This window comes from Labilithrix sp. (assembly GCA_019637155.1).
Taxonomy (GTDB): domain Bacteria; phylum Myxococcota_A; class Polyangia; order Polyangiales; family Polyangiaceae; genus Labilithrix.
In genome coordinates this window covers 137,198-157,900 of sequence record JAHBWE010000013.1, presented here as the reverse complement: position 1 = coordinate 157,900, position 20,703 = coordinate 137,198, and the positions used below count along the sequence as shown (strand labels likewise).

General features: G+C 70.0%; 15 protein-coding genes and 1 pseudogene. 8 read left to right on the top strand and 8 right to left on the bottom strand.

Going from position 1 to position 20,703, the window contains the following annotated elements:
• The first annotated feature begins 5 nt into the window (after window positions 1-5).
• The 5 genes from KF837_27000 to KF837_26980 all read left to right on the top strand — a co-directional run bounded on the left by KF837_27000 (window position 6) and on the right by KF837_26980 (window position 7,811).
• The gene (locus tag KF837_27000; protein ID MBX3230998.1) at window positions 6-2,255 is read left to right on the top strand and encodes an ATP-dependent Clp protease ATP-binding subunit; all 2,250 of its coding nucleotides are present in this window, start codon (window positions 6-8) and stop codon (window positions 2,253-2,255) included.
• 391 nt (window positions 2,256-2,646) lie between these two features.
• Complete coding sequence (locus KF837_26995; GenBank protein ID MBX3230997.1) at window positions 2,647-3,372, top strand: hypothetical protein; 726 nt, start codon at window positions 2,647-2,649, stop codon at window positions 3,370-3,372.
• A 358-nt stretch (window positions 3,373-3,730) separates the two neighbouring features.
• Window positions 3,731-5,935: a hypothetical protein gene (locus KF837_26990; GenBank protein MBX3230996.1), complete on the top strand. Its 2,205-nt coding sequence runs from the start codon at window positions 3,731-3,733 to the stop codon at window positions 5,933-5,935.
• Window positions 5,935-6,837 carry an SPFH domain-containing protein gene (locus tag KF837_26985; protein MBX3230995.1) on the top strand — a complete coding sequence of 301 codons (903 nt, stop codon included), beginning with the start codon at window positions 5,935-5,937 and terminating at the stop codon, window positions 6,835-6,837. Before KF837_26990 ends, KF837_26985 begins: the two co-directional genes overlap by 1 nt.
• On the top strand, window positions 6,834-7,811 hold the full coding sequence (locus KF837_26980; protein ID MBX3230994.1) for an SPFH/Band 7/PHB domain protein: 978 nt from the start codon (window positions 6,834-6,836) through the stop codon (window positions 7,809-7,811). The genes KF837_26985 and KF837_26980 overlap by 4 nt, the downstream gene beginning before the upstream one ends.
• 195 nt (window positions 7,812-8,006) lie before the next feature.
• On the opposite strand, the gene KF837_26975 is transcribed toward KF837_26980, so the two are convergent.
• The 4 genes and pseudogenes from KF837_26975 to KF837_26960 form a co-directional block, all read right to left on the bottom strand.
• Window positions 8,007-8,537, bottom strand: a complete 531-nt coding sequence (locus KF837_26975) for a hypothetical protein (protein MBX3230993.1) — start codon at window positions 8,535-8,537, stop codon at window positions 8,007-8,009.
• A 71-nt stretch (window positions 8,538-8,608) separates the two neighbouring features.
• On the bottom strand, window positions 8,609-9,583 hold the full coding sequence (locus tag KF837_26970) for a class I tRNA ligase family protein (GenBank protein ID MBX3230992.1): 975 nt from the start codon (window positions 9,581-9,583) through the stop codon (window positions 8,609-8,611).
• A gap of 111 nt (window positions 9,584-9,694) precedes the next feature.
• Window positions 9,695-11,530 (bottom strand): annotated as a pseudogene (gene leuS, locus KF837_26965) (leucine--tRNA ligase).
• A gap of 36 nt (window positions 11,531-11,566) precedes the next feature.
• Window positions 11,567-12,739, bottom strand: coding sequence for a ribonuclease H-like domain-containing protein (locus KF837_26960; GenBank protein MBX3230991.1), 1,173 nt, complete (start codon window positions 12,737-12,739; stop codon window positions 11,567-11,569).
• Window positions 12,740-13,580: 841 nt separating this feature from the next.
• On the opposite strand from KF837_26960, the gene KF837_26955 reads away from it, so the two are divergent.
• On the top strand, window positions 13,581-14,348 hold the full coding sequence (locus tag KF837_26955) for an SUMF1/EgtB/PvdO family nonheme iron enzyme (GenBank protein MBX3230990.1): 768 nt from the start codon (window positions 13,581-13,583) through the stop codon (window positions 14,346-14,348).
• A gap of 235 nt (window positions 14,349-14,583) precedes the next feature.
• The gene (locus tag KF837_26950; GenBank protein MBX3230989.1) at window positions 14,584-15,279 is read left to right on the top strand and encodes a hypothetical protein; all 696 of its coding nucleotides are present in this window, start codon (window positions 14,584-14,586) and stop codon (window positions 15,277-15,279) included.
• Between the two features lie 3 nt (window positions 15,280-15,282).
• On the opposite strand, the gene KF837_26945 is transcribed toward KF837_26950, so the two are convergent.
• The 3 genes from KF837_26945 to KF837_26935 all read right to left on the bottom strand — a co-directional run bounded on the left by KF837_26945 (window position 15,283) and on the right by KF837_26935 (window position 18,549).
• Window positions 15,283-16,386 (bottom strand): hypothetical protein, encoded by a 1,104-nt coding sequence (locus tag KF837_26945; protein MBX3230988.1) that lies wholly within the window; start codon window positions 16,384-16,386, stop codon window positions 15,283-15,285.
• 114 nt (window positions 16,387-16,500) lie between these two features.
• The gene (locus KF837_26940; protein MBX3230987.1) at window positions 16,501-17,379 is read right to left on the bottom strand and encodes a hypothetical protein; all 879 of its coding nucleotides are present in this window, start codon (window positions 17,377-17,379) and stop codon (window positions 16,501-16,503) included.
• 522 nt (window positions 17,380-17,901) lie between these two features.
• The gene (locus tag KF837_26935; protein ID MBX3230986.1) at window positions 17,902-18,549 is read right to left on the bottom strand and encodes a hypothetical protein; all 648 of its coding nucleotides are present in this window, start codon (window positions 18,547-18,549) and stop codon (window positions 17,902-17,904) included.
• Window positions 18,550-18,787: 238 nt separating this feature from the next.
• Here KF837_26935 and KF837_26930 point away from each other — a divergent pair, with 238 nt between their 5' ends.
• The gene (locus KF837_26930; protein ID MBX3230985.1) at window positions 18,788-19,048 is read left to right on the top strand and encodes a hypothetical protein; all 261 of its coding nucleotides are present in this window, start codon (window positions 18,788-18,790) and stop codon (window positions 19,046-19,048) included.
• 74 nt (window positions 19,049-19,122) lie between these two features.
• On the opposite strand, the gene KF837_26925 is transcribed toward KF837_26930, so the two are convergent.
• On the bottom strand, window positions 19,123-20,679 hold the full coding sequence (locus KF837_26925) for a sigma 54-dependent Fis family transcriptional regulator (protein MBX3230984.1): 1,557 nt from the start codon (window positions 20,677-20,679) through the stop codon (window positions 19,123-19,125).
• Window positions 20,680-20,703: the final 24 nt, after the last annotated feature.

Sequence of the window (20,703 nt, the reverse complement as noted above, 5' to 3'; positions counted from 1 at the left end):
TCCACATGGTCGTGCACGAGGACGGCCGCCGCACGGGGAAGCTCCTCCGCACGTGGGACGGCGTCTTCGATCGCCCCGCCCCCTCGGCCTACGGCGCGACGACACAAGACGTGTTCGAGGAGCTCGAGGCGAAGCTCGAGGCGCTCGAGCTCGAGTCGCGCGGCTCGGTCGCGCGTTACCTGTGGGAGGAGGACTTCCGCACGCAGAAGGTCCGCGTCGACATCCACCCGCTGTCGTCGGTCAAGAAGCGCGCGGTGATCGGGAAGAAGGAGATCCCGCTCCACATCACGTACGCGTATTGCCCGCTCAAGGGCGGCGGTTATCGCGTGATGATGCCGCGCTTCGGCGGCTGGTTCATCGTCGAGGACCTCTCCGTCGCGCCCGACGTCCTCCGTCACTTCGTGAGCACGCTCCTCCTCGGCGAGAGCGCGCGGTGGGTCTACGACTTCCGCGAGGTCGACGAGGAGTACGTCACGGAATGGTCGCCCGCGATCCTGCAGCGCCAGCGCGACGAGGTGGCTCCGCGGCGCGAGGTCGACCCGAACGCCGAGCTCTCGCGCGTCGGCGACGAGCTGGTCGCGCGCGCGGCGCGGGGGAAGCTCGCGCCGGTCGTCGGCGACTCCGCGGTCTTCGCGTCGCTCGAGCGGACGACGCTCGCGCCGCGCCCGCCGTCGCTCCTCCTCGTCGGTCCGCCCGGCGCGGGGAAGTCGGCGCTGGTGCGGCGCCTCGCGTTCCATCACCTCGCGGCGAAGAAGGACGCGGAGACGAAGCCGCCGCGCATCTACAGCACGTCGAAGGACCGCATCATCGCGGGGATGACGTACCTCGGGATGTGGCAGGAGCGCTGCATCCGCCTCGCGCGCGAGCTCGACGAGGGCGGCGACTACCTGCACGTCGCCGCGCTCGGGGGGCTCCTCGAGCCGCAGCACGACGGCGCGACGATCGCGGACTTCTTCGAGGCGGGGATGAACGACGGCAGCATCCGCCTCATCGCGGAGTGCACGCAGGAGGAGCTCGAGCGCGCGCGCCGTGCGCGCCCCACCTTCGTCGCCGAGCTCACGATCGTGCGCGTCCCCGAGCCGTCGCCGGTCGAGACGACGACGCTCGCGCTCGCCTACGCGCGGAAGAAGTCGCTCGACGTCCACCCCTCCGCGATGAAGCGCCTCGTGCGTCACCTCTCGGCGCTCGAGCGCGGCGTCGCGTTCCCGGGGAAGGCGCTCCGCTTCGTGGACTGGCTCGCGCTCGAGAACAAGGGCGCCGAGGGCAAGACGCTCTACCCGCGCGACGCGTCGGCGGCCTACTCGCGCTACTCCGGCGTCCCGCTGACGCTGCTCTCCGACGACGTCGCGGCGGGCCCGGAGGCGCTCGCGGCGCTCCTCTCGGCGCGCGTGATCGGGCAGGACGCGGCGTGCGGCGCGTGCGGGCGGCTCCTCGCGCGCTTCAAGGCGAGCCTCGGCGATCCGGAGCGCCCCTCCGGCGTGCTCCTCTTCGTCGGCCCGACCGGCGTCGGCAAGACGGAGCTCGCGAAGCAGCTCGCGCGCACGACCTTCGGCGGCGAGGAGCGGATGATCCGGCTCGACATGAGCGAGTACATGCTCCCGGGCTCGGCGACGCGGCTCACCACGTCGCGCCCCGGCACCGCGAGCCTCGCGGCGCGGGTGCGCGAGCAGCCGCTCTCGCTCGTGCTCCTCGACGAGATCGAGAAGGCGCACGCGGAGGTGTTCGATCTCTTGCTCGGCATCCTCGGCGAGGGCCGGCTCACGGACGACAGCGGCCGCTTCGTCGACTTCCGCACCACGATGATCGTGATGACCTCGAACCTCGGCGTGAGCGACCGCCCCCCCGCGGGCTTCGGCGACGCGACGAACGAGGCCTCGACCTACCTGCGGAAGGTGCGCGCCCACTTCCGCCCCGAGCTCTACAACCGCATCGACTACGTGCTCCCCTTCCGCGCGCTCGCCCCGGCGGACGTCGAGCGCATCGTCGACCTCGAGCTCGCGTCAGCGCTGAACCGCACCGGCTTCACGCGCCGCTCCGTCCACGTCCGCGCCTCACCCGCCGCACGCGCGCGTCTGGCGGAGCGCGGGTACCACCCAACCCGCGGCGCGCGCCCACTCCGCCGCCTCATCGAGGAGGCTGTCATGACCCCGATCGCAACACGCCTCGCCGCCGACCCCACGTTCCGCGATCGCGAGGTCCCGGTCATCGCCGACGAGGAGGAGGAGCCGGACGCGGCGTTCTTCGTGCGCGTGTAGCGCGGGTTCGTCACCACGCCGACGGCGGGCGCGGCGGGCGCCGGCGGCCGGGCGCGGCCTTCGCCGGGGCGCGGCGTTCTTCGCCGACGAGCAGGCGCAGCCTTCGCCGGCGGGCAGGCGCGGCGTTCTTCGCCGACGGGCAGCGCAGCCTTCGCCGGGGCGGGCGCGGCGTTCTTCGCCAACGGGCAGGCGCGGCATTTCCTCGTGCACGGCGCGTTCGCGTGGCTGTTCCGCGGCGCCGGTGCCGTGCTTCGGGAGTGCTCTCCCCTCGCCGAGCGCGAGCTCGCCGCGCTCGGGCTCGACGTGCGGCGCCGGTGCCGTACTCCGGGAGTGCTCTCCCCAGGTTTCCGGTCCGGTTGCTATTGTTAGCAAATAATGCTATGCTGAATGCATGAAGCAGCTCGCGCTCGAAGGTGTCGAGGGGCGGCGCCGGAAGCGGCGGCCTCGAGGAGCGCCGCGCCTCGGGCGGCCGCCGCGGCCGGAGCGCGTCGGGATGCTGCCGCATGTCGCGCGGCCCGAGCATGTCGAGGGGCACCCCGTGCACGTGTCGATGAAGCGTGTGCGGCTCGGCCCGAACCTGCGGGCGCAGCGCGTGCACCTGGCGATCGTCGAGCAGATCGCTCGCGCGGTGAAGCGCGGGATCAAGGTCGTGCACTACTCCATCCAGGAGGACCACCTGCACCTGATGGTGGAGGGCGCGAGCAAGCAGGACCTCGCGCGCGGGCTGAAGCTCCTGTTCTCGCGCATCGCCTTCGCGGTGAACCGCGTCGCGCGGCGTCACGGCAGCCTCTTCCGCGAGCGCCATCATCGCCGCGCGTTGACGACGCCCACCGAGGTCCGCAACGCGCTCGTCTACATCCTGTTCAACGCGCGCAAGCACGCCCTCGCGGACGGCAGCTACCGCGCGGCGTTCTTCCGTTTCCTCGACGACAAGAGCTCTGCCCCCTGGTTCGAGGGATGGCACGCGTCGTTCGCGCCGTACCCACGCATCGTCGAGCGCGGCCGCGAGCACTGGCCAGGCGAAGCTCCGATTCACCCTCCGACGACATGGCTCGCGGCGAAGGGCTGGCAACGCGCCGGCCCCCTCCGCTTCGACGCCCTACCGCGCCTGAAGTGATCCCGACCGCGTGTCCGAACACATCGGTGGAGGAAAACGCAGCCAACACCCGCGGTCATGAAGGTTGCATATCGCTCTAGCGTGTCGCCCTGGACGTGCAGATAACTGCAGCGATTCGCAACAGTTTGTCCTGACGAGTGTCGGGTTTCGCCGACAAGCATGTCTGGTTCTGCAGACATCACATCGTGGACGTTTGCCTCAATTGTTGTCCAACGCACCGGTTCAGCTTGTCGGTGGTAGCCGACACGCCCTTCCTTGGTGAGTCGTAACCTATTGAAATTTCAATCGTCGCTGGGGCCTGCTCATGGCATGGCATGTGTGTTGGGGCGGCCGTGAAGCGCACTCGGCAGGACGCGGGATGACCGCGGTGGCTCATGACGGCCGCGACGGGGACACCGGCGACGGCAACGGCAACGGCAAGAGCAAGGGCAAGGACCTCGATCCCCAGCCGACCACGATCGGCGGCCGCCTCCGCCTCTTCTTCACGCTGGTCGACAGTCGCTTCGAGGACTTCGACCGGCGGTCCTGGAAGAAGATCCTCTATCGCGACTTCAGCGCTGGTCTCGTCGTGGCGCTCACCGCCATCCCCATGGCGATGGGCTTCGCGATGGCGATGGGGCTCCGGCCGGAGCAGGGCATCATCGCCGGCGCCCTCGCGTGCGCCGTGGGCCGCACGTTCGGCGGGTCGAAGTACCAGGTGTACGGCCCGACCGCCGCGTTCATCCCGCTCATCGCCGCCCTGATGTCGAAGTACGGGGAGGACTCCGGCGGAACGTTCGCCGCTGCGCACGGCATGATGGTCCTCGTCTCGATCATCGCCGGCGTCATCCTCATGCTCTGCGGCGTCTTCGGCCTCGGGAAGATCGTGACGAAGGTCCCCGCGTCGATCATCGTCGGCTTCACCGTCGGCATCGCCGTCGCGATCGCGCTGACGAACGCGACCGACGCGCTGGGGCTCGCCGCGCACGGCAGCCTCCGCGCTCGACTCCACCACGTCGGAACGCACCTCGCGGAGATCAACTGGTACTCGTTCGCGCTCGCGGCGCTCACGTTCGTCCTGACGCGCGTGTTGCTCCGGATCTCGATCTTCATCCCGGCGCCGCTCATCGCGCTCGGCGTCTGCACCGCGCTGACGTCGACGGTGCTCGACGGCCATGGGGTCACGCTCGTCCGCGATCGCTTCGGGACGATCCCGAACGACTTCTTCGTCTTCACGCCGCCGGTCGTCCCGGACCTCACTCCGCAGGTGGTCCTCGACTGCGTGTACTACGTGTCCGCGATCGTCTTCGTCTCCGGGGTCGAGAGCCTCCTTTGCTCGTCGATGGCCGACCGGCTCGCGAACAACCGCGGCACGCCGTTCAACCCGGACAAGGAGTTCTGGGGCCAGGGCATCGTCCAGATCGTCACGCCGCTCGTGAACGGCTTCCCGTGCACCGGCGCCCTCGCGCGCACCGCGACGAGCATCAAGGCCGGCGCCATCACGCCGTTCGCGGGCTACTTCAAGTTCGTCCTGAAGCTGGGCCTCGCGTACTTCCTCGCCTCGCACCTCGAGCGCGTCCCGCTCGCGTGCATCGCCGGCATCCTCTTGTGGGTGGCGACGAACATGGTGAAGAAGGAGGAGGTCGTCGAGGTCATCAAGCACGCGGGCGGCTTCCACGTCGCGTTGATGGTCTACACGGCGGTGATGGTCCCGGCGACGGACTTCCTCACCGCCGTCCTCTCGTCGCTCTTCCTCTACGCCGTGTTCGGCCGCTTCTTCAAGAAGACCGACCAGCCGGACCTCTTCGCCACGCCGAAGCGCGACCCGAACGTCCGCGCGATCCTCCAGCGCGACAAGGCCGAGGCGCGGCGCCCCGCGCACTTCGAGAGCGATCCGGCGGAGCACCGCAAGTGGCTCGGCCAGATCCGCGAGCGGCCGTTCGTCGCCTCCTCCGCGTACGTCCACCCCGCGGCGACGATCATCGGACGCGTCGTCGTCGGCGACCGCGCGCACATCGCCGCGGAGACGTCGATCCGCGCCGACGAGGGCTCGCCGTTCCACATCGGGCCGAACACGAACATCCAGGACGGCGCCGTCCTCCACGCGCTCAAGGACAAACACGTCCTCGTCGCGGGAGAGCGATGGGCGATCTTCGTCGGCAAGGACGTGTCGATCGCCCACGACGCCCTCGTGCACGGGCCGTGCTACATCGGCGATCGCACGTTCGTCGGCTTCAAGGCCGTCGTCCACGACGCCGTCGTCGGCGCGCACTGCTTCGTCGGCATCGGCGCCGTCGTCGTCGGCGTCGAGATCCCCGACGACCGCTACGTCCCGCACGGCCGCATCGTCGACACGCCCGAGGCGGTTGCGGCGCTGCCGATGGTCGACGACAGCCACCGGCACTTCAACGAGGACGTCGTCGAGGTGAACCGCGGGCTCGCCGTCGCGTATCACGCGCACGATCGCGAGCACGCGGGCGGCAACGGCCGCGCTCACCCGTTCGAAGGCGTCGCGCGCGCGGAGGATACACCTCCGGTCTGGGACATCCGCTGGGCACGGTGCTCGTACAAGGAGCGGTTCTGATGTTGTTGATTGGGTTCGCGATCGGGTTCGTCGCCGTCGCCGCGCTGGCGCTGGCGACGCGCTCCACGTTCAGGGTCGAGGAAGGCTACCTCGCCGTCCTCGTCACCTTCGGCTGCGCCGAGACGAGCGACGGCAAGAAGCGCCTCGTCACCTACGGCCCGGGTCTCCACTGGAAGAAGCCTTGGCAGAAGGCGATCACCGTCTCGATGAAGGAGCAGAACCTCGACTTGAACGCCGAAGAGGGAGGCGGCACGGCGATGGCCGACGACGGCACCATCCTCCGCCTCGACGCGTTCGTGCGCTACGTCCCGGTGGAGGAGCTCCTCTACGAGCACCTCTTCGGCGTCGAGCGTCACTCCGAGCACATCCGCGGTCTCTTCACGTGCCTCTTGCGAAACGAGATCGCCAACTTCCGCGGGAAGACGAAGAGCGATCCCGAGGCCGCGCATGCTCCCGGAGGGCGCTTCGACTTCTCGACGCAAGCCGGCTCCTACGCGCTCATCCGTCGCGAGCGGAAGCTCCTCAACGACGCGATCAAGCACTTCTGCGAGGACAGGATCGACGACCGCTACGGCGTGCGCTTCGTCGCCGTCGACCTCGCCGACATCCTCCCGCCCGACGAGATCGCCGACGCCCTCAACGCGGTGATGCAGGCTCAGAGCGAGGCCGAGGGCGCGCTCTTCCGAGCCGAGGGCGGGTGCCAGCAGCAGATCCTCGCCGCCGAGCGCGGCGTCGAGATCGCGAGCAACCGCGCCAAGGCGGTCGAGATCGAGATCACGCGGCTCGCCGCCTTCCTCGACGACCTCGACTCGAACGGCGTCCTCCAGGACTACGTCGATCGCCGCCGGTCCGAGGTGACGACCGAGGCCCGGGCCTTCTTCCTCCAGGAGGGGGCGGCATGAGCTCCACGGAGATGATCGTCCTCGCCGTCGGCGCCGTGCTCGGAGCGCTGACCATCCCGCTCGCGATCCTCCTCATGCGCGCGGTGACCTTCGAGGTCCACGACGAGCAGGCGGTGCTGGTCACGATCTTCGGCAAGCTGCTCGACATCTACACGAAGCCGGGCCTCCACATGCACCTCGCGAGCGCGATGCCTTGGACGAAGCACACGCGCGTCTCGCTGCGCCGCGACTTCCGCCACTTCAAGAACGTCCACCTGAACGACGTCAACGGCACCACCGTGATCGTCGACCTCTGGCTCGAGTTCCGGATCAAGGACCCGCGCCGCGCGATCTTCACGGTGGCGGACTGGAACCGATCGCTCCACAACCTCGTCGCCCACGCGGCGACGTCGATCCTGGGAAGCCGCAGCTTCCGTCAAATCCTGAACGACCGCACCGAGCTCGGCTCGCTCCTGCAAGAAGACATCAGCCACGAGACCGAGCGTTGGGGCCTCGAGATCGAGAACGTCTTCATTCGGAACGTGAGCGTCCTGCCGGTCGTCTCGCGCCAGATGTTCGAGACGATCGCGGCGAGGCTCACGCGCGCGAAGGCGCACGTCGACGAGGTCGGGCGTCTTCGCGTCGCCGAGCTCGAGGCCGAGACGGCGATGCAGGTCGCCGCCCTCGTCGCCGAGGCCAAGGGCCAGTACCCGGCCGCGGTCGGCCGCGCCTTCAAGCACGTGAAGAAGAAGCCGTCCGTCTTCCGCGCCTACACCGAGCTCTACGACCTGTCGCTCCTCCGTCCGGAGAGGACGGTGGCGTTCCGCGGCTTCAACGGCGAGCTCCGCGCCGCCGACGCCGCGATGATCGTCCCCGGCGCCGATCCGCAGTCGTACGAGGGGACGCTGGCGGGGAGCCCTGCCCTCCCGGCCTCGAGCACCCACGGGCTCCCGCCGCCGGCGCACGCAGAGCGCATCGCGAGCGAGGCGGTGTAGCGTCAGCACGTGTAGGGCCAGTCGATCACCTTGCTGCTCGGGGCCTTGGGTGCCGGCGTCGGCCGTCGTCAGCGTGAAGCGGAGCGCAGATGGCGTCGGCGTCGGTCTCGAGATGAGACGTCGCGAGCGCTCGTCCTCTCCCGGCGGGCGCGCGCAGCCGGCGATCGCGCCGTTCGGGCGAACGAACGAGACGCCTCACTCCCCTGCGGAGGGGCGGCCGAGGAGGCGGGCGCCCATGCGTGTGCCGGCGCGGCGGGCGGCGGAGCGGAGGGCGTCGGTGTGCTGGAAGCTCGCGGCGCGCGCGTTGGGCGCGACGGCGATCGTGTCGAGGGCGCGGACGTCGCCGGTGTCGCGCTCGCGCGGGCCGTCCTTCCTGCGGACCAGCCACGCGCGGGCGACCACGCCGACGCGCGTCGCGCGGGCGTCCGGGAGGAGGACGCCGTCGGGGTTCCTGGCGGCGCCGATGCCCTCCGCCGACTCGTCGGCGCGCAGCACCTCGACCTCGCAGCGCGGGTACGCGTCGCCGCTCGCGAGCGCACCGTTCTTCGCGAGCTCCTCGCGCACGCCGGCGACGACCTCGTCCGACGCCACGACGTCCGGCACGCTCGACGACGCGAGCACCACCGCGTAGCGCTCCACCGGCGCATCACCACCATGCACCGCGCGATACCCGCACGCCCACCCCCCCAGGACCAACGCCACCGCCGCGAGCCCCTTCGCGAGCACGCGCCAAAGGCCGCACGTCCCCGAACCGTCGTGCGCTCGGGCAGAGACCGTCGCCTCGTGAGCGCGAGGGCTCATCCGACGATGAGGTTGAGGATGCGGCCCTTCACGAAGATGACCTTCTTGATCGCCTTGCCGTCGACGTGTTGCTTCACCGTCGCGTCGTCGAGCGCGATCCCCTTCGCGGTAGCCTCGTCCGCGTCGGCCGGGATCTGGATCGAGGCGCGCGCCTTGCCGTTGATCTGGACGCCGATCTCGATGACGTCGTCCTTCACGAGCGCAGGATCGAACGCCGGCCACGGCTCGTAGGCGAGCGTCGTCTCGCCGCCGAGGCGCTGCCAGAGCTCCTCGCCCGCGTGCGGCGCGAACGGCGAGAGGATGAGCGTGAGCGCGCGCGCGGCCGCGATCGGGACCTTCGGGAGCTTCGCGAGGTGGTTGACGAGGATCATCATCGCCGAGATGGCGGTGTTGAAGCGCATCCCCTCGACGTCCTCCGTCACCTTCTTGATCGTCTTGTGGACGAGGCGCTGCGTCGCGTCGTCGTAGGCGGCGGGCTCGTCGGTGACGTTCGCGGTCGAGACGTTCCACGCGCGCTCGAGGAAGCGGCGCACGCCTTCGATGCCGCTCGTCTGCCACGGCTTCACCGCCTCGAGCGGCCCCATGAACATCTCGTAGAGACGGAGCGAGTCCGCGCCGTGGCTCTTGATGAGCACGTCCGGGTTCACGACGTTGCCGCGCGACTTGCTCATCTTGAACGCCTGCGAGAGCACGCGGACGTCGGGATGCGACGTGAGGTGGAAGTGCACGCCCTTCTTCGTCATGTCCGCTTCGACCACGCGCCGCGTGACGAGCGTCTTCCTCGTCTTCGCGTGCTCGTACGTGCCGTCGTCGCGCTCCTTCGTCAGCTCCGCGCTGACGAGCGTCTCGGACGGCGCGTAGAAGGCGAAGTGCTCGCCGTCCTCGGTCGTGAGGACCGGGACGTCGGGGGCGCCCTCGCTCTCGGGCAGGTAGAAGACGTCGCTCTTCGCGACGAGGTCGCCCGACTTCATGCGGCGCTCGGTGAGCCGCGCGCCCGTCTCGACGTCGACCCACGCATCCCCCTCGCGCTTCGCGCGCGCGCCCGGGATCGCGGTCGCCTCGTGGAAGACGATGTGCTCGACCTCGCCGAGGATGAGGCCCTGGTGAACGAGCTTCTGGAACGGCTCCTCGTGCTTCACGAGACCGAGGTCGAAGAGGACCTTGTGCCAGAAGCGCGCGTAGAGGAGGTGGAGCACGGCGTGCTCGCTGCCGCCGACGTAGAGGTCGACCGGCATCCACGCGTCGTACGCCGAGCCGCTCCACGCCTCCTGCGCGTTCTTCGGATCGACGAAGCGGAGGTAGTACCAGCACGAGCCCGCCCACTGCGGCATCGTGTTGGTCTCGCGCGCGAACCACTTGCCGTCCTTCTGGAAGAAGCGCCATTCGAGCGCGCGCGCGAGCGGGCCGGCGGGATCGGTGCCGGGCTTGAAGTCCTCGAGGTCCGGGAGCATGAGCGGAAGCTCGCTCTCGTCGACCGCGATCGGATCGTCGTAGTGGATGGTGTAGTTTGCACCCTTCACGCGCGGGTCGCCGTCGCAGGTGACGGGGAAGTAGATCGGGATCGGCTCGCCCCAGTAGCGCTGGCGAGAGAAGACCCAGTCGCGGAGCTTGTACGTGATCTTCGAGCTCCCCTTCCCTTCTGCCGCGAGCCAGTCGGTGACGAGGCGGCGGACCTGCTCGCTCGGCGTCTTCGGGGGGATCGGCGCGCGGCTCCGCTCGATCGCGGCCGCGTTCGCGACGCCGTCGTCGACGAACGCCGCTTTGTCGACGTCGACCTCGGCGCCGTCCGCCTTCGCGACGACGCGGACGATCGGGAGGCCGTACTTCACCGCGAACGCGTGATCGCGCTCGTCGTGCGCGGGCACCGCCATCACCGCGCCGGTGCCGTAGCTGCCGATGACGTAGTCGCCGACCCAGACCGGGATCTTGTCGCCGTTGAGCGGATTGAGCGCGAACGCGCCGGTCGGCACGCCCGTCTTCGCGCGCGTGACGTCGGAGCGCACGACGTCGCTCTTCGCGTTCGCGTCGTCGGCGTAGGCCTTCACCTTCGCCTGGTGCTCGGGCGTCGCGATCGCGATCGCGAGCGGGTGCTCCGGCGCGAGCACGACGTACGTGGCGCCCGGGAGCGTGTCGACGCGCGTGGTGAAGACGGTGATCTTCGCGTCGGGGTGCCCCTCCACGCCGAAGTCGACGTTCGCGCCCTCGCTCCGGCCGATCCAGTGCGTCTGCTTCGCCTTCGTCTCCGGCCAGTCGAGGTCCTTCAGGCCTTCGAGGAGGCGATCGGCGAAGGCCGTGATCTTGAGCGACCACTGCCGGATCTTGAGCTTCTCGACCGGGAAGCCGCCGACCTCGCTCCGGCCGTCGGCGGTGACCTCGTCGTTCGCGAGCACGGTGCCGAGCGCGGGGCACCAGTTGACCGGCATGTTCGACTGCTGGAACGCGAGCCCCTTGCGGAAGAGCTGGAGGAAGATCCACTGCGTCCACTTCACGTAGCCGGGATCGGTCGTGTCGACCTCGCGCGCCCAGTCGTAGCTGAAGCCGAGCATCTTCAGCTGGCGCCGGAAGTTCTCGATGTTCTTGAGCGTGGTCGAGCGCGGGTGGGTCCCCGTCTTGATCGCGTGCTGCTCGGCGGGGAGGCCGAACGCGTCCCAGCCCATCGGATGGAGCACGTCGACGCCGCGCATGCGCTCGAAGCGGCAGACGATGTCCGTCGCGGTGTAGCCCTCGGGGTGGCCGACGTGGAGCCCCGCCCCGGAGGGATACGGGAACATGTCGAGGACGTACTTCTTCGGTCGCTTCGAGGAGGCCTCGCGCGCGGGCGCGGCGAAGGTCTTGTTCTCCTCCCACCACTTCTGCCACTTCGGCTCGATGACGGACGGATCGTACGCGTTCGGATTCGGGCTCTCGGCCTCGGACATGCCGAAGTTTCTACCACGAAGCGCGACGTCGCGACGTCAGCCGAGGAGGCGCCCCTGCTGCTTGGCGAGCTTCTTCTCGAGGCGCGCGCGGCGGCGGAGGCTCGCGGCGTCCACCTCGCTCGTACCTTCGAGGCAGACCGCAAGCGCGCGCGCGGCGTCCTTCGCGTGGTGCTCGTAGAGCTTGGCGAGCTCGAGGCGGACGGTGGGGTCGTCGATCGACGAGGCGAGCTCCTCGAAGTCGGCGAGCGCCCGCGCCTTGTCGCCGCGCGCCTTCGCGATGTCCGCGCGCGCCCGCGTGCCGGCGTGTCCTGCCCCGCGCGCGATCGCCTCGTCCGCCACCGACTGCGCGAGCTCCTTCTCGCCCGCGCGCTTCAGCGTCCGCGCGACGCCGACGAGGTCGCCCGCCTCGAGCTGCGTGCCGTCGAGCGGCTCGCCGTAGAGGCCGACGAGCGCGGCCATCGACTCGACGTCCCACGCGTTGTGATCGACGACGCCGAGGAGCGCGCGCGGATCGCCGCTGCGGAGAAAATGCAGGTAACATGCACTTACTTCGCCGGAGGGCACGTCGTCCTCGCGCACGAAGCCGAGCACCTCGCGCTCCAGCGCGCCGAGCCTCGTGCCGATCGCGCGGTCCTTGTGCAGCCTCCGCGCGACATGGACGAGGTCGAGGTGCGGCGGCTCGGGTGGAGGCTCCATCCGTCCCATCACGAAGCGGGTGCGCAGGACGGGCAGGTCGAAGCTCTTGCCGTTGAAGGTGACGAGCATCGACGCGGCGCGGACGCGCTCGGCGACGCGCGCGAGCACGGGCGCTTCTTCGCCGAGGCGGCGCACGAGGAGCTGCTCGACGACGAGGGCGGGCGGGCGCGCGCCGTCGCCGAGGTCGAACCACGCGAGGCCGACGAGGAACGCGACCGTGCCGGCGCCGGGCCCGAGGCCGGTGGTCTCGGTGTCGAGGTAGAGGGCGCGCGCCGGATCGCACGCGGCGAGCGAAGGGTCGAGCGCGAGGAGCGCGAGGAGCTCGGCGCTCGCCCGCCGCGCGGGCGCGAGGGGGATCCGGCCGATGCGATGCTCGCCGCCATGACGCACGGTCCGCACGTGGAGCGGCCCCGCGTCGGTGTGCTCGACGAAGAACGGGAGATCGACGTCGACACGCGGCGGCGAACGCGACGGCTCCGCCCGCGTCCGCGCGAGGATCGCATCCATGCGCATCCTCAGGTCCTCGAGCAACCCACCCTCATCGCCGCCGCGCTGCGGCCCCGCGTCCTCTATGGAGAGGCGCAGCCCGCCGCCCTCACCTATGCGCGATGGCTCACCCGCGGGACGCACGAAGTCGAACCGCGGCTCACCGTCGTCCGCATCCGCGGAACGACGTGACCGCTCGCTCGCGGGGCGCACGAAGCGTCGCTCGCCGTCATCGCTCGGGGGACGCACGAAGTCGAACCGCGGCTCACGGTCATCGCTCTCGAGATCGAAGCGTGGCGCCCCGCCATCCGCGTCCTCTATGGAGGGGAGGCGCGAAGGCTTGCTCGCGGGGCGCGCGCCGTCGAAGCGTGGGTCGCTGTCGTCGACGGAACGTGGGCGTATGGGCGCGGGGCGGTCGGTTGCGGTCGTTGCCGCAAAGTCGAGCCGGTGCGCCGTCCTCGCCGGCGCTTTCGTGCCGCCATTCTTGTGTGGTTCCGGCAGGTTGAGGCGCGCTAGCCGGGAGGAGAGGCGCGAGCCGGCGGACATGGGGACTACGATACATGCGCGCAGGGCAGACTGAGAAGAAGTTCAGTATCGTTCGGGGGACTGTATCCGCCGCTGTATCGGATTCAGGGCGAGACACGGAGCGCGTGCGTCTCAATCGCAGATCACCTCGGTTTTTCTTGGGTTTCGCGAGCGGACGCGGGTCCTCGACCGAGGACTACCCTCCTCCATCGTTTTGGGCTCCAACTTTCCAAATACCTGAAAACATTGGGCAAGCATCCTGGCATCGTTCGTGGATCAGGCGCGGCCCAGCATGTCGATGGTTCGTTGGGTCCTCGGTTGCGCAGTGGTCGGTTCGGTGCTCGTGGCGAGCGCGGGTCTCGCGGCTCCGCGTACGTCGAAGGGCCCGATCGCGAACGTCGCGGCCGCCGTCGTCGAGAACGCGCTCATCGCGCGCCCGGCGGCGCCCTCGCCCATCAAGTCGGCGTGCCCGTCGAACATGGCGCTCGTCGGCAAGAGCTGCGTCGACAAGTACGAGGGCTCGCTCGTCGAGATCGGCGAGAACGGGGCCGAGAAGGCGTGGAGCCCGTACGAGGCGCCGAACGGCCACAAGGTCCGCGCGGTGTCGCGTCCGAACGTCGTGCCGCAGGCGCACATCTCGATGGTCGAAGCGTCGAAGGCGTGCAAAGCGTCGGGCAAGCGCCTCTGCCGCGCGGACGAGTGGAAGGCGGCGTGCAAGGGTCCCGAGCACACGCGCTTCCCGTACGGCAACGATCGCGTCGCGAACGCGTGCGTCGACACCGCCCGCACGTCCCCGATGGGCAAGCTCCACGGCGGCCGCGCCGACGGCACGTCGCTCAACGATCCGCAGGCGAACCAGCAGGACAACACGCTCGCGAAGACGGCGTCGACGACGCAGTGCACGAACGGCTACGGCGTGCACGACATGGTCGGCAACATCCACGAGTGGACGGCGGACGGCACGTTCCGCGGCGGCTACTACCTCGACACGAAGCTGAACGGCGAGGGCTGCGACTACAAGACGTCCGCGCACGCGAAGACCTACTACGACTACTCGACCGGCTTCCGCTGCTGCGCCGACGCCGACTCCCTCCCCGACACCGCGGAGTAACCACCCGCCACGAGCGCCCGATGGACCAGGCGCGTGAGGCTGCGCGAGTGAGACCGCGCGCGAACGGATGATCGGCGAGGACGAAGCCGCGCTGTGGCGTCTCGCGGTGGCGTCGCCCCCGGTCGCCGGCGCGCTCGACGTGTACCTCGACTGGCTGCTGACCCACGCTCCGGCGCGAGGTCGCCTCCTGCTCCGGCGAACGCGAGGAGCAGGAAGACGAAAGCGAAGCGAGCGCGTGAGCGCGCTCTTGAATCTGTGGGAGAAGGAACGGAAGGCCTGGACCGCGGCGCTGGGCCTCGCGGGCTGCGAAGACATCCATTGCGCCCCGCTCCCGCAGCAGTTGAGCATCGACGCCGCGAGCATCGCGTGCCTCGAGCCCGTGCTGGAGCAGCTACCGTTCCTCGAGATCCGCCTCTTGTTCGACCACGCCTACGGCCTCGCGGACGTGTTCGCGTCCCCCGCCGCCCGAACGATCCGGTCGCTCTCCTTCCGCGCCCACAGCGACAGGATCGATCCCGAAGAGAGCGGCGTCGCGCTCCTTCGTTCGTACTTCGGCGCGGAGGTCCTCGCGGCGCTGTGCGCGTCGCCGAACATGGCGCACCTCGAGGAGCTGCGGTTGAGTGGCGACGAGCTCGGCGCCGAGTGCGCGAAGCGAGTGGCGGAGGCGCCGTTCGTCGCGCTGCGCCGCCTGTCGATCCACGGCGAGCCGATCGGAGACGAAGGAGCGGCCGCGCTCGCGAGCTCTCCCGTCGCCGCGACGTTGCGAACGCTGAAGCTCACGGGCTGCCGGATCGGCGACGCAGGCGCCTTGGCGCTGGCGAGCTCACCTCACCTCGCGCGCCTCGAGGAGCTCGACGTCTCCTCGAACGACATCGGCCCGGTCGGGGTCGCGGCCCTCCGCGCGCTCCCCCTACCGTCTCTCGTCATGTGAGCTTCAGTCGTTCTTCGTCGCGATGAAGACGTGGCCGCGGCCGAAGTGGATCGTGACCTCGATGTCGACGTATTGCCCCGCCGTGAAGCCGCGCGGCGCGCCGGTCCCGCCGCGGATCGGGCGGATCTCGCACTGGCCTGCGACCATCGAGCACGCGGTGTCCTCCTGCGGCCCGTGCTCGGTGAAGGTGCGGACGCCGAGCGCGCGCGCGCTCACGGCCGCGAACGCGCCGATCTGGATCGTCGTCGACGGGCTGTTCACGCGGACGCGGACGATCTGCGTGCGCTGCGTCTGCTCGTAGACCGCGATCGGCTCGCCCTGCCCCGCCTGCGCGAGCTTGTCCGCGAGCTCACCAGAGACGCGCAGCGTGTCGCCGGCGATGCGGTGGATCGTGCCTCGCATCTTCCGCACGACGCACCCCGCGTCGATCGACGCCGCGAAGCGCAGCTCGCCCGCGACCTCAACGATCGCAGCGGCGCCGAGCCCGTCGTCCGACGCGGCGAAGCCCGCCGCAACCGTCGTTCCAGCCGCGGCCCGGAAGTGGAGCTCGCTGCACTGCGTGACGAGGTCGATCTCGGCGCCCGCGTATAGCGAGACGCCGGCGCCGACGAGGACGCCGTTCTCGTCCGCGCGCAGCACGGTGCCGACGGCGGCGCCGCCGGTCAGCGTCCCGCTCGCGCCGTAGAGCTTCATCGGCTTCGTGTCCTTCGGCTGGTTCGAGAGGACGCCGATCGCGAGACCCGCCGCCGCTTCGCTCTCGAAGTCGAAGGCGAGGATCGGCGTCGCGAGCGAGACGCCGTTCTTCGAGACGACGAAGGCCGCCACGCCCTTCACGCCGTTCCGGAGCTTCCCGACGCACGCGCCGCCGACCACGATCTGCCGGCCGCTGAGCGACGCCGAACCGACGTGCGCCTCCGCGTCGACGTCGACGAGCGCCGCCGTGCAGATCCGCTTCCCGTCGACGACGACCGCGCCGACCGACGTCGTGAACTGCACCGAAGCCCCCGCGCCGAGCTCCGCTTCGACGCTCGCGCCCTCGTCATCGCCGGGGCCGGCACAGCCGAGCGCGAGGACTGGAACGACGGCGAGGAGCTTGAGGATCTGCATGCCACATGTAGGTGCATGCCCGGTGCCGCCGAATGGAAACGCTACGTTACCGCCCTCGGTCACCCGTGAGGATGGATCAGCACGCGCTCTTCCTGTCTCCGCCGAGCGACGGCGTCACTTGCAGGTCCCCTCGAGCGGGTCCTTGCAGACGCCGTCCTCGCACGAGAAGCAGCCCTCGCGGTCCTCGCACTTCTCGCCGAACGCGATCTGCCGCGTGCAGAGGCCTTCGCCGTTCAAGAGGCGGCCCTTGCAGTAGAGGCCGTCGACGCAGAGACGTCCTTCGCCGCACGACTCCCCTTGCTCGCGATCGCGCACGACGCTCCGGCACTTCAGGGTCGTGTCGTCGCAATAGAAGCGATCGGAGCGCGCGGACGAGAAGAGCATGAAGAAGCCGCCGCTCTCGCTGTCGCGCGTGACGGAGCAGTCGTCGCTGGAGCGGCACGCGGTCGTGCCGTCGACGACCGGCTTGCAGACCTCCTTCTGACACGAGAGCCCCTGGCTGCATTCGTCGCTGTCGTCGCACGACGCGCCCTCCGCTTTGCGCGCGCCGCAGCTGCCGTCGATGCACGCGAGCCCGACCTTGCAGTCGTCGGTGCGCGAGCACTCGACGCCCTCCTCGCGACGCTTCTCGCGGCTCAGGTCCGCGCACGCCGGCGTCGGCCCGCAGTCGGGCGCCTCGAGCTCGCGCTGGCACGCCTTCACGCGCTCGTCGGTGCCGGTGATGGCGAACACGCCGACGTACCAGGAGGCGACGTTGTGCTCGCACTGCTCGCCGGTGCCCCAGCTCCAGAACCAGTACGCGTCGTTCGTCGCGCAGCGCTGCCCGCGATCGCACTGCGCCTTCGCGAACGCCTTGCCGTCGGTGCACGCCTTCTCCAGCGTCGCCGACGTCGACCCGACGCCGAGCGCGTCCACGAAGGGATCCTCGTCTCCCGTCGCGACGTCGACGACGGTGGGGATGAACCCACACCCCGTCGCAGAGCCAACGATCACGGCGAGAGAACCAGCGACGACGAGCGCGAATCGGAGCGACATGGAGCAGGCAGACGAGCGCTCCCCGCTCCCATTCAGCCGCCGCCGCCATCCAAAAGGGCGGATGGTCGGCCGATCCAACACTTGTATCGTGCAAATTACACGTCAGCTCGGCTTGATCCGTGCCGGCGCGCGAGCTTGTAGAGGTACACGCGCCCGGTGCACGAAGCGATGCAACTTCTACTGCGACACGGACGAGGACTGCGTGAAAAGCGACCGAGATCCGGCATCAAGGTGTCAGTAGCCAGATCCCGGCGCGCGTTCCTGAACTCCGAAGAGCGACGGTCCGAGGTGCACCGCCCGACCTCGATTGCGGGGCGCTGCAAGCGCTGTTCTCCGAAGAAGACGTGCGCTTTCCGTCGAGGGGCGATGCGGAGCTCCGAAGCAGCGCGGGCGACCCGTCGGGGCGGAGCGCGCAGCCAAGCGGGTGGAGCGTGTCTCCGCACGCGCGATGTTTCCTGCGTTCACCGCGCGTGAGATGGCTCAGAAGCCCCCGCCCGGGCGGAGGTTGGCGTGCGCGCCTTCGATGCAGGTGTAGACGTCCCACGATTGCATGCAGGAGCCGAGGCGCTCCTTCGCGGCGGGCACGAGCTGGGTGGAGGCGCGGAGACACGCGGCCTTGTCGGAGGCGTCGCGGCAGACGCGGCGGTCGACGGCCTTCTGACAGAAGAAGTCCTCCGCCGCGATCTCCTGATCGAGCGCGTAGAGCACGTCCCACTTCTCGAAGTCGGTCATGCCCGCGCGGATCTTCTCCTTGAGCGTCGCGTACGACGTGTACTGGACGTGCGGGACGTACGTCTTCGCATACGCGTTGCACTTGCGATAGATGTACGAGTTGAACTCGGGGAAGCCGTCCTTGTCGTTCTTGCCGGTCGCCGCGGCGTCGAAGCAGAAGCCCTCCGCGGCCGGGAAGTCGTTGACCGGGTCGAAGCCGATCTGACCGATCCAGTACTCCTTCGCGTAGCCGTCCGTGCTCTCGTCCGCGGCGTAGCAGTACTTGCCGCCGCCCGCGGAGATGACCTCGGCGTCATCACCCGTCGCGACCGCTTCGTCGCCACCGCTCGACGAGGCTGCGCAGCCGACGGCGAGGGACGCGGTGATGGCGAGGAAGGCAGCGCGGTCGATGTTCATGGTGATCTCCGGGGAAGCTGGCGTGGGCCGTTGTGCTCCAATGTAGGAGCACCCTCCGTGCCGAAATCTGAAACGCCGCAAGTGCTGAGAATTGCTCATCGCGCACTCAATTCCCGGCGGGTGCACGCAGCAAATGTGGGTGGCGCCCTCACCATGAGCCGCCCCCGATCCGCGTCGCACGCGCAACGTTCGGATCCGAACAATGCAGCCGTTTTCCACGATTCGGAGGGCAGAACCGGTGCGCAACCCGTGGATGGCGGCGCGGCGGCGCGGCGGCGGCGCGGCGGGCCGACGGACGGCGGCAAAGCCGCGGCGGGAACGCGGGCGGCGGCGCTGGGAAGCGGACGGCGACCGCAACGCCACGGTGCAGCGGAGCGGCGACGGCGACGCCGCGGCGGGACGCGGACGCGAGAAGCGGGACGGCGGCGACGCCGCGGCGGGACGCGGACGCGGGAAGCGCGACGACGGCGACGCCGCGGCGGGACGCGACGCAGCGTAGCGCGACGGCGAGGCCGCGGCGGGGACGCGGGACGGCGACGGCGACGCGGCGTAGCGGGACGGCGACGCGGCGGGTCAGGCGCCGCCCATCGATCCCGAGGGTTCGCGGCTGCCGTGCTTCTGCACTAGGCGGTGGAGGTACATGCGGTCGATGCCCGCCATGCGGGCGGCGCGGGTCATGTTGCCGTTGCAGGCGGCGATGACGGCGCGGACGTAGGCGCGCTCGAAGCCGTCGATGAGCTGCTCCTTCGCGACCTTGTACGGGACGTTCACGTCGATCGTCGTCGTCGTCGTCGGCTGCGGCGCGACGACGGCGGGAGTGCCTCCCATGCCCATGCCCATGCCCGACGGAGGCGCGATCGAGAGGCGCGCGCTCTGCAGCACGATGCTGCGCTCGACGTAGTTTCGGAGCTCGCGGACGTTGCCCGTCCACTCGTGCTTCGCGAGCTCGGCGATGACCTGCGGGCCGAAGAGCGACTCGCTCGCCGACGCGCCGAGCTGATCGAGGAACGAGCGAATGAGGTGCGGCAGGTCCTCCGTGCGCTCGCGGAGCGGGGGCACGCGCACCGTGATGACCGCGATGCGGAAGTAGAGGTCGCCGCGGAAGCTGCCCTTGTTGACCTCGCGCTCGAGGTCGCGGTTCGTCGCCGAGATGACGCGGACGTTCACCTTGCGCGGCATCGTCTCGCCGACGCGGCGGATCTCGCGCTGCTCGAGCGCGCGCAGGAGCTTCGGCTGCACCTCGAGCGGGAGCTCGCCGATCTCGTCGAGGAACACCGTGCCGCCGTCCGCCGCCTCGAACGCGCCGACGCGATCGCGATCGGCGCCGGTGAAGGCGCCGCGGACGTGGCCGAACAGCTCGCTCTCCACGAGCGAGGGCGAGATCGCGCCGCAGTCGACGACGACGAACGGCTTGTCGGCGCGGACCCCGCGCTGGACGATCTCCGTCGCGACGAGCTCCTTGCCGGTGCCGCTCTCGCCGTGGATGAAGCAGTTGATCTCGCTCGCGGCGACCTTCTCGAGGAGCGCGAAGAGCTTCCGCATCGACTTGCTCACGCCCGTGAGCGCGCCGAACGTCGGCATCATCGGGACGAGCTCGCGCGCGCTCGACTTCGCGGAGTACGCGCGGATGACCGAGTTGCCGATCGCGATCGTCGCGTCGGGCGGGAGCATCGCGCTGTGGATCGTGAGGCCCTGGACGTGCGTGCCGTTGAGGGAGCCCGAGTCCTCCACCCGCCAGCCGTCGCGATCGGGGACGATCTTGCAGTGGAAGCGCGAGACGGAGGGGTCCTCGAGCGCGATGTCGTTCGAGGGGTGCGTGCCGATGCGGCAGACGTCGCCCTCGTGCACCACCTGTCGGCCGACCGCCTTCCCGCCGTCGCTCTCGACCACGATCGTGAGCTTCGAGTGCTCCGCGATGTCGATGAGCGCGCGGAGCGGCGTCGTCGTCGGGTTGGGCCCGTTGCGGTCGTCGAGCTCCGCGCTCTCGTCCATCGCGCGCCCGAGCGGCAGCGCGGACGGCCGAATCGACGGCGGCGACGACGGTCGCGGGATCGCCGGCGGCGGCGACGACGGCCGCGGGATCGACGCCGGCGGCACGGACGGTCTTGGTGGACGAGGAGGCTCCGCCATTCAAGAGGCGATGATACACGAACC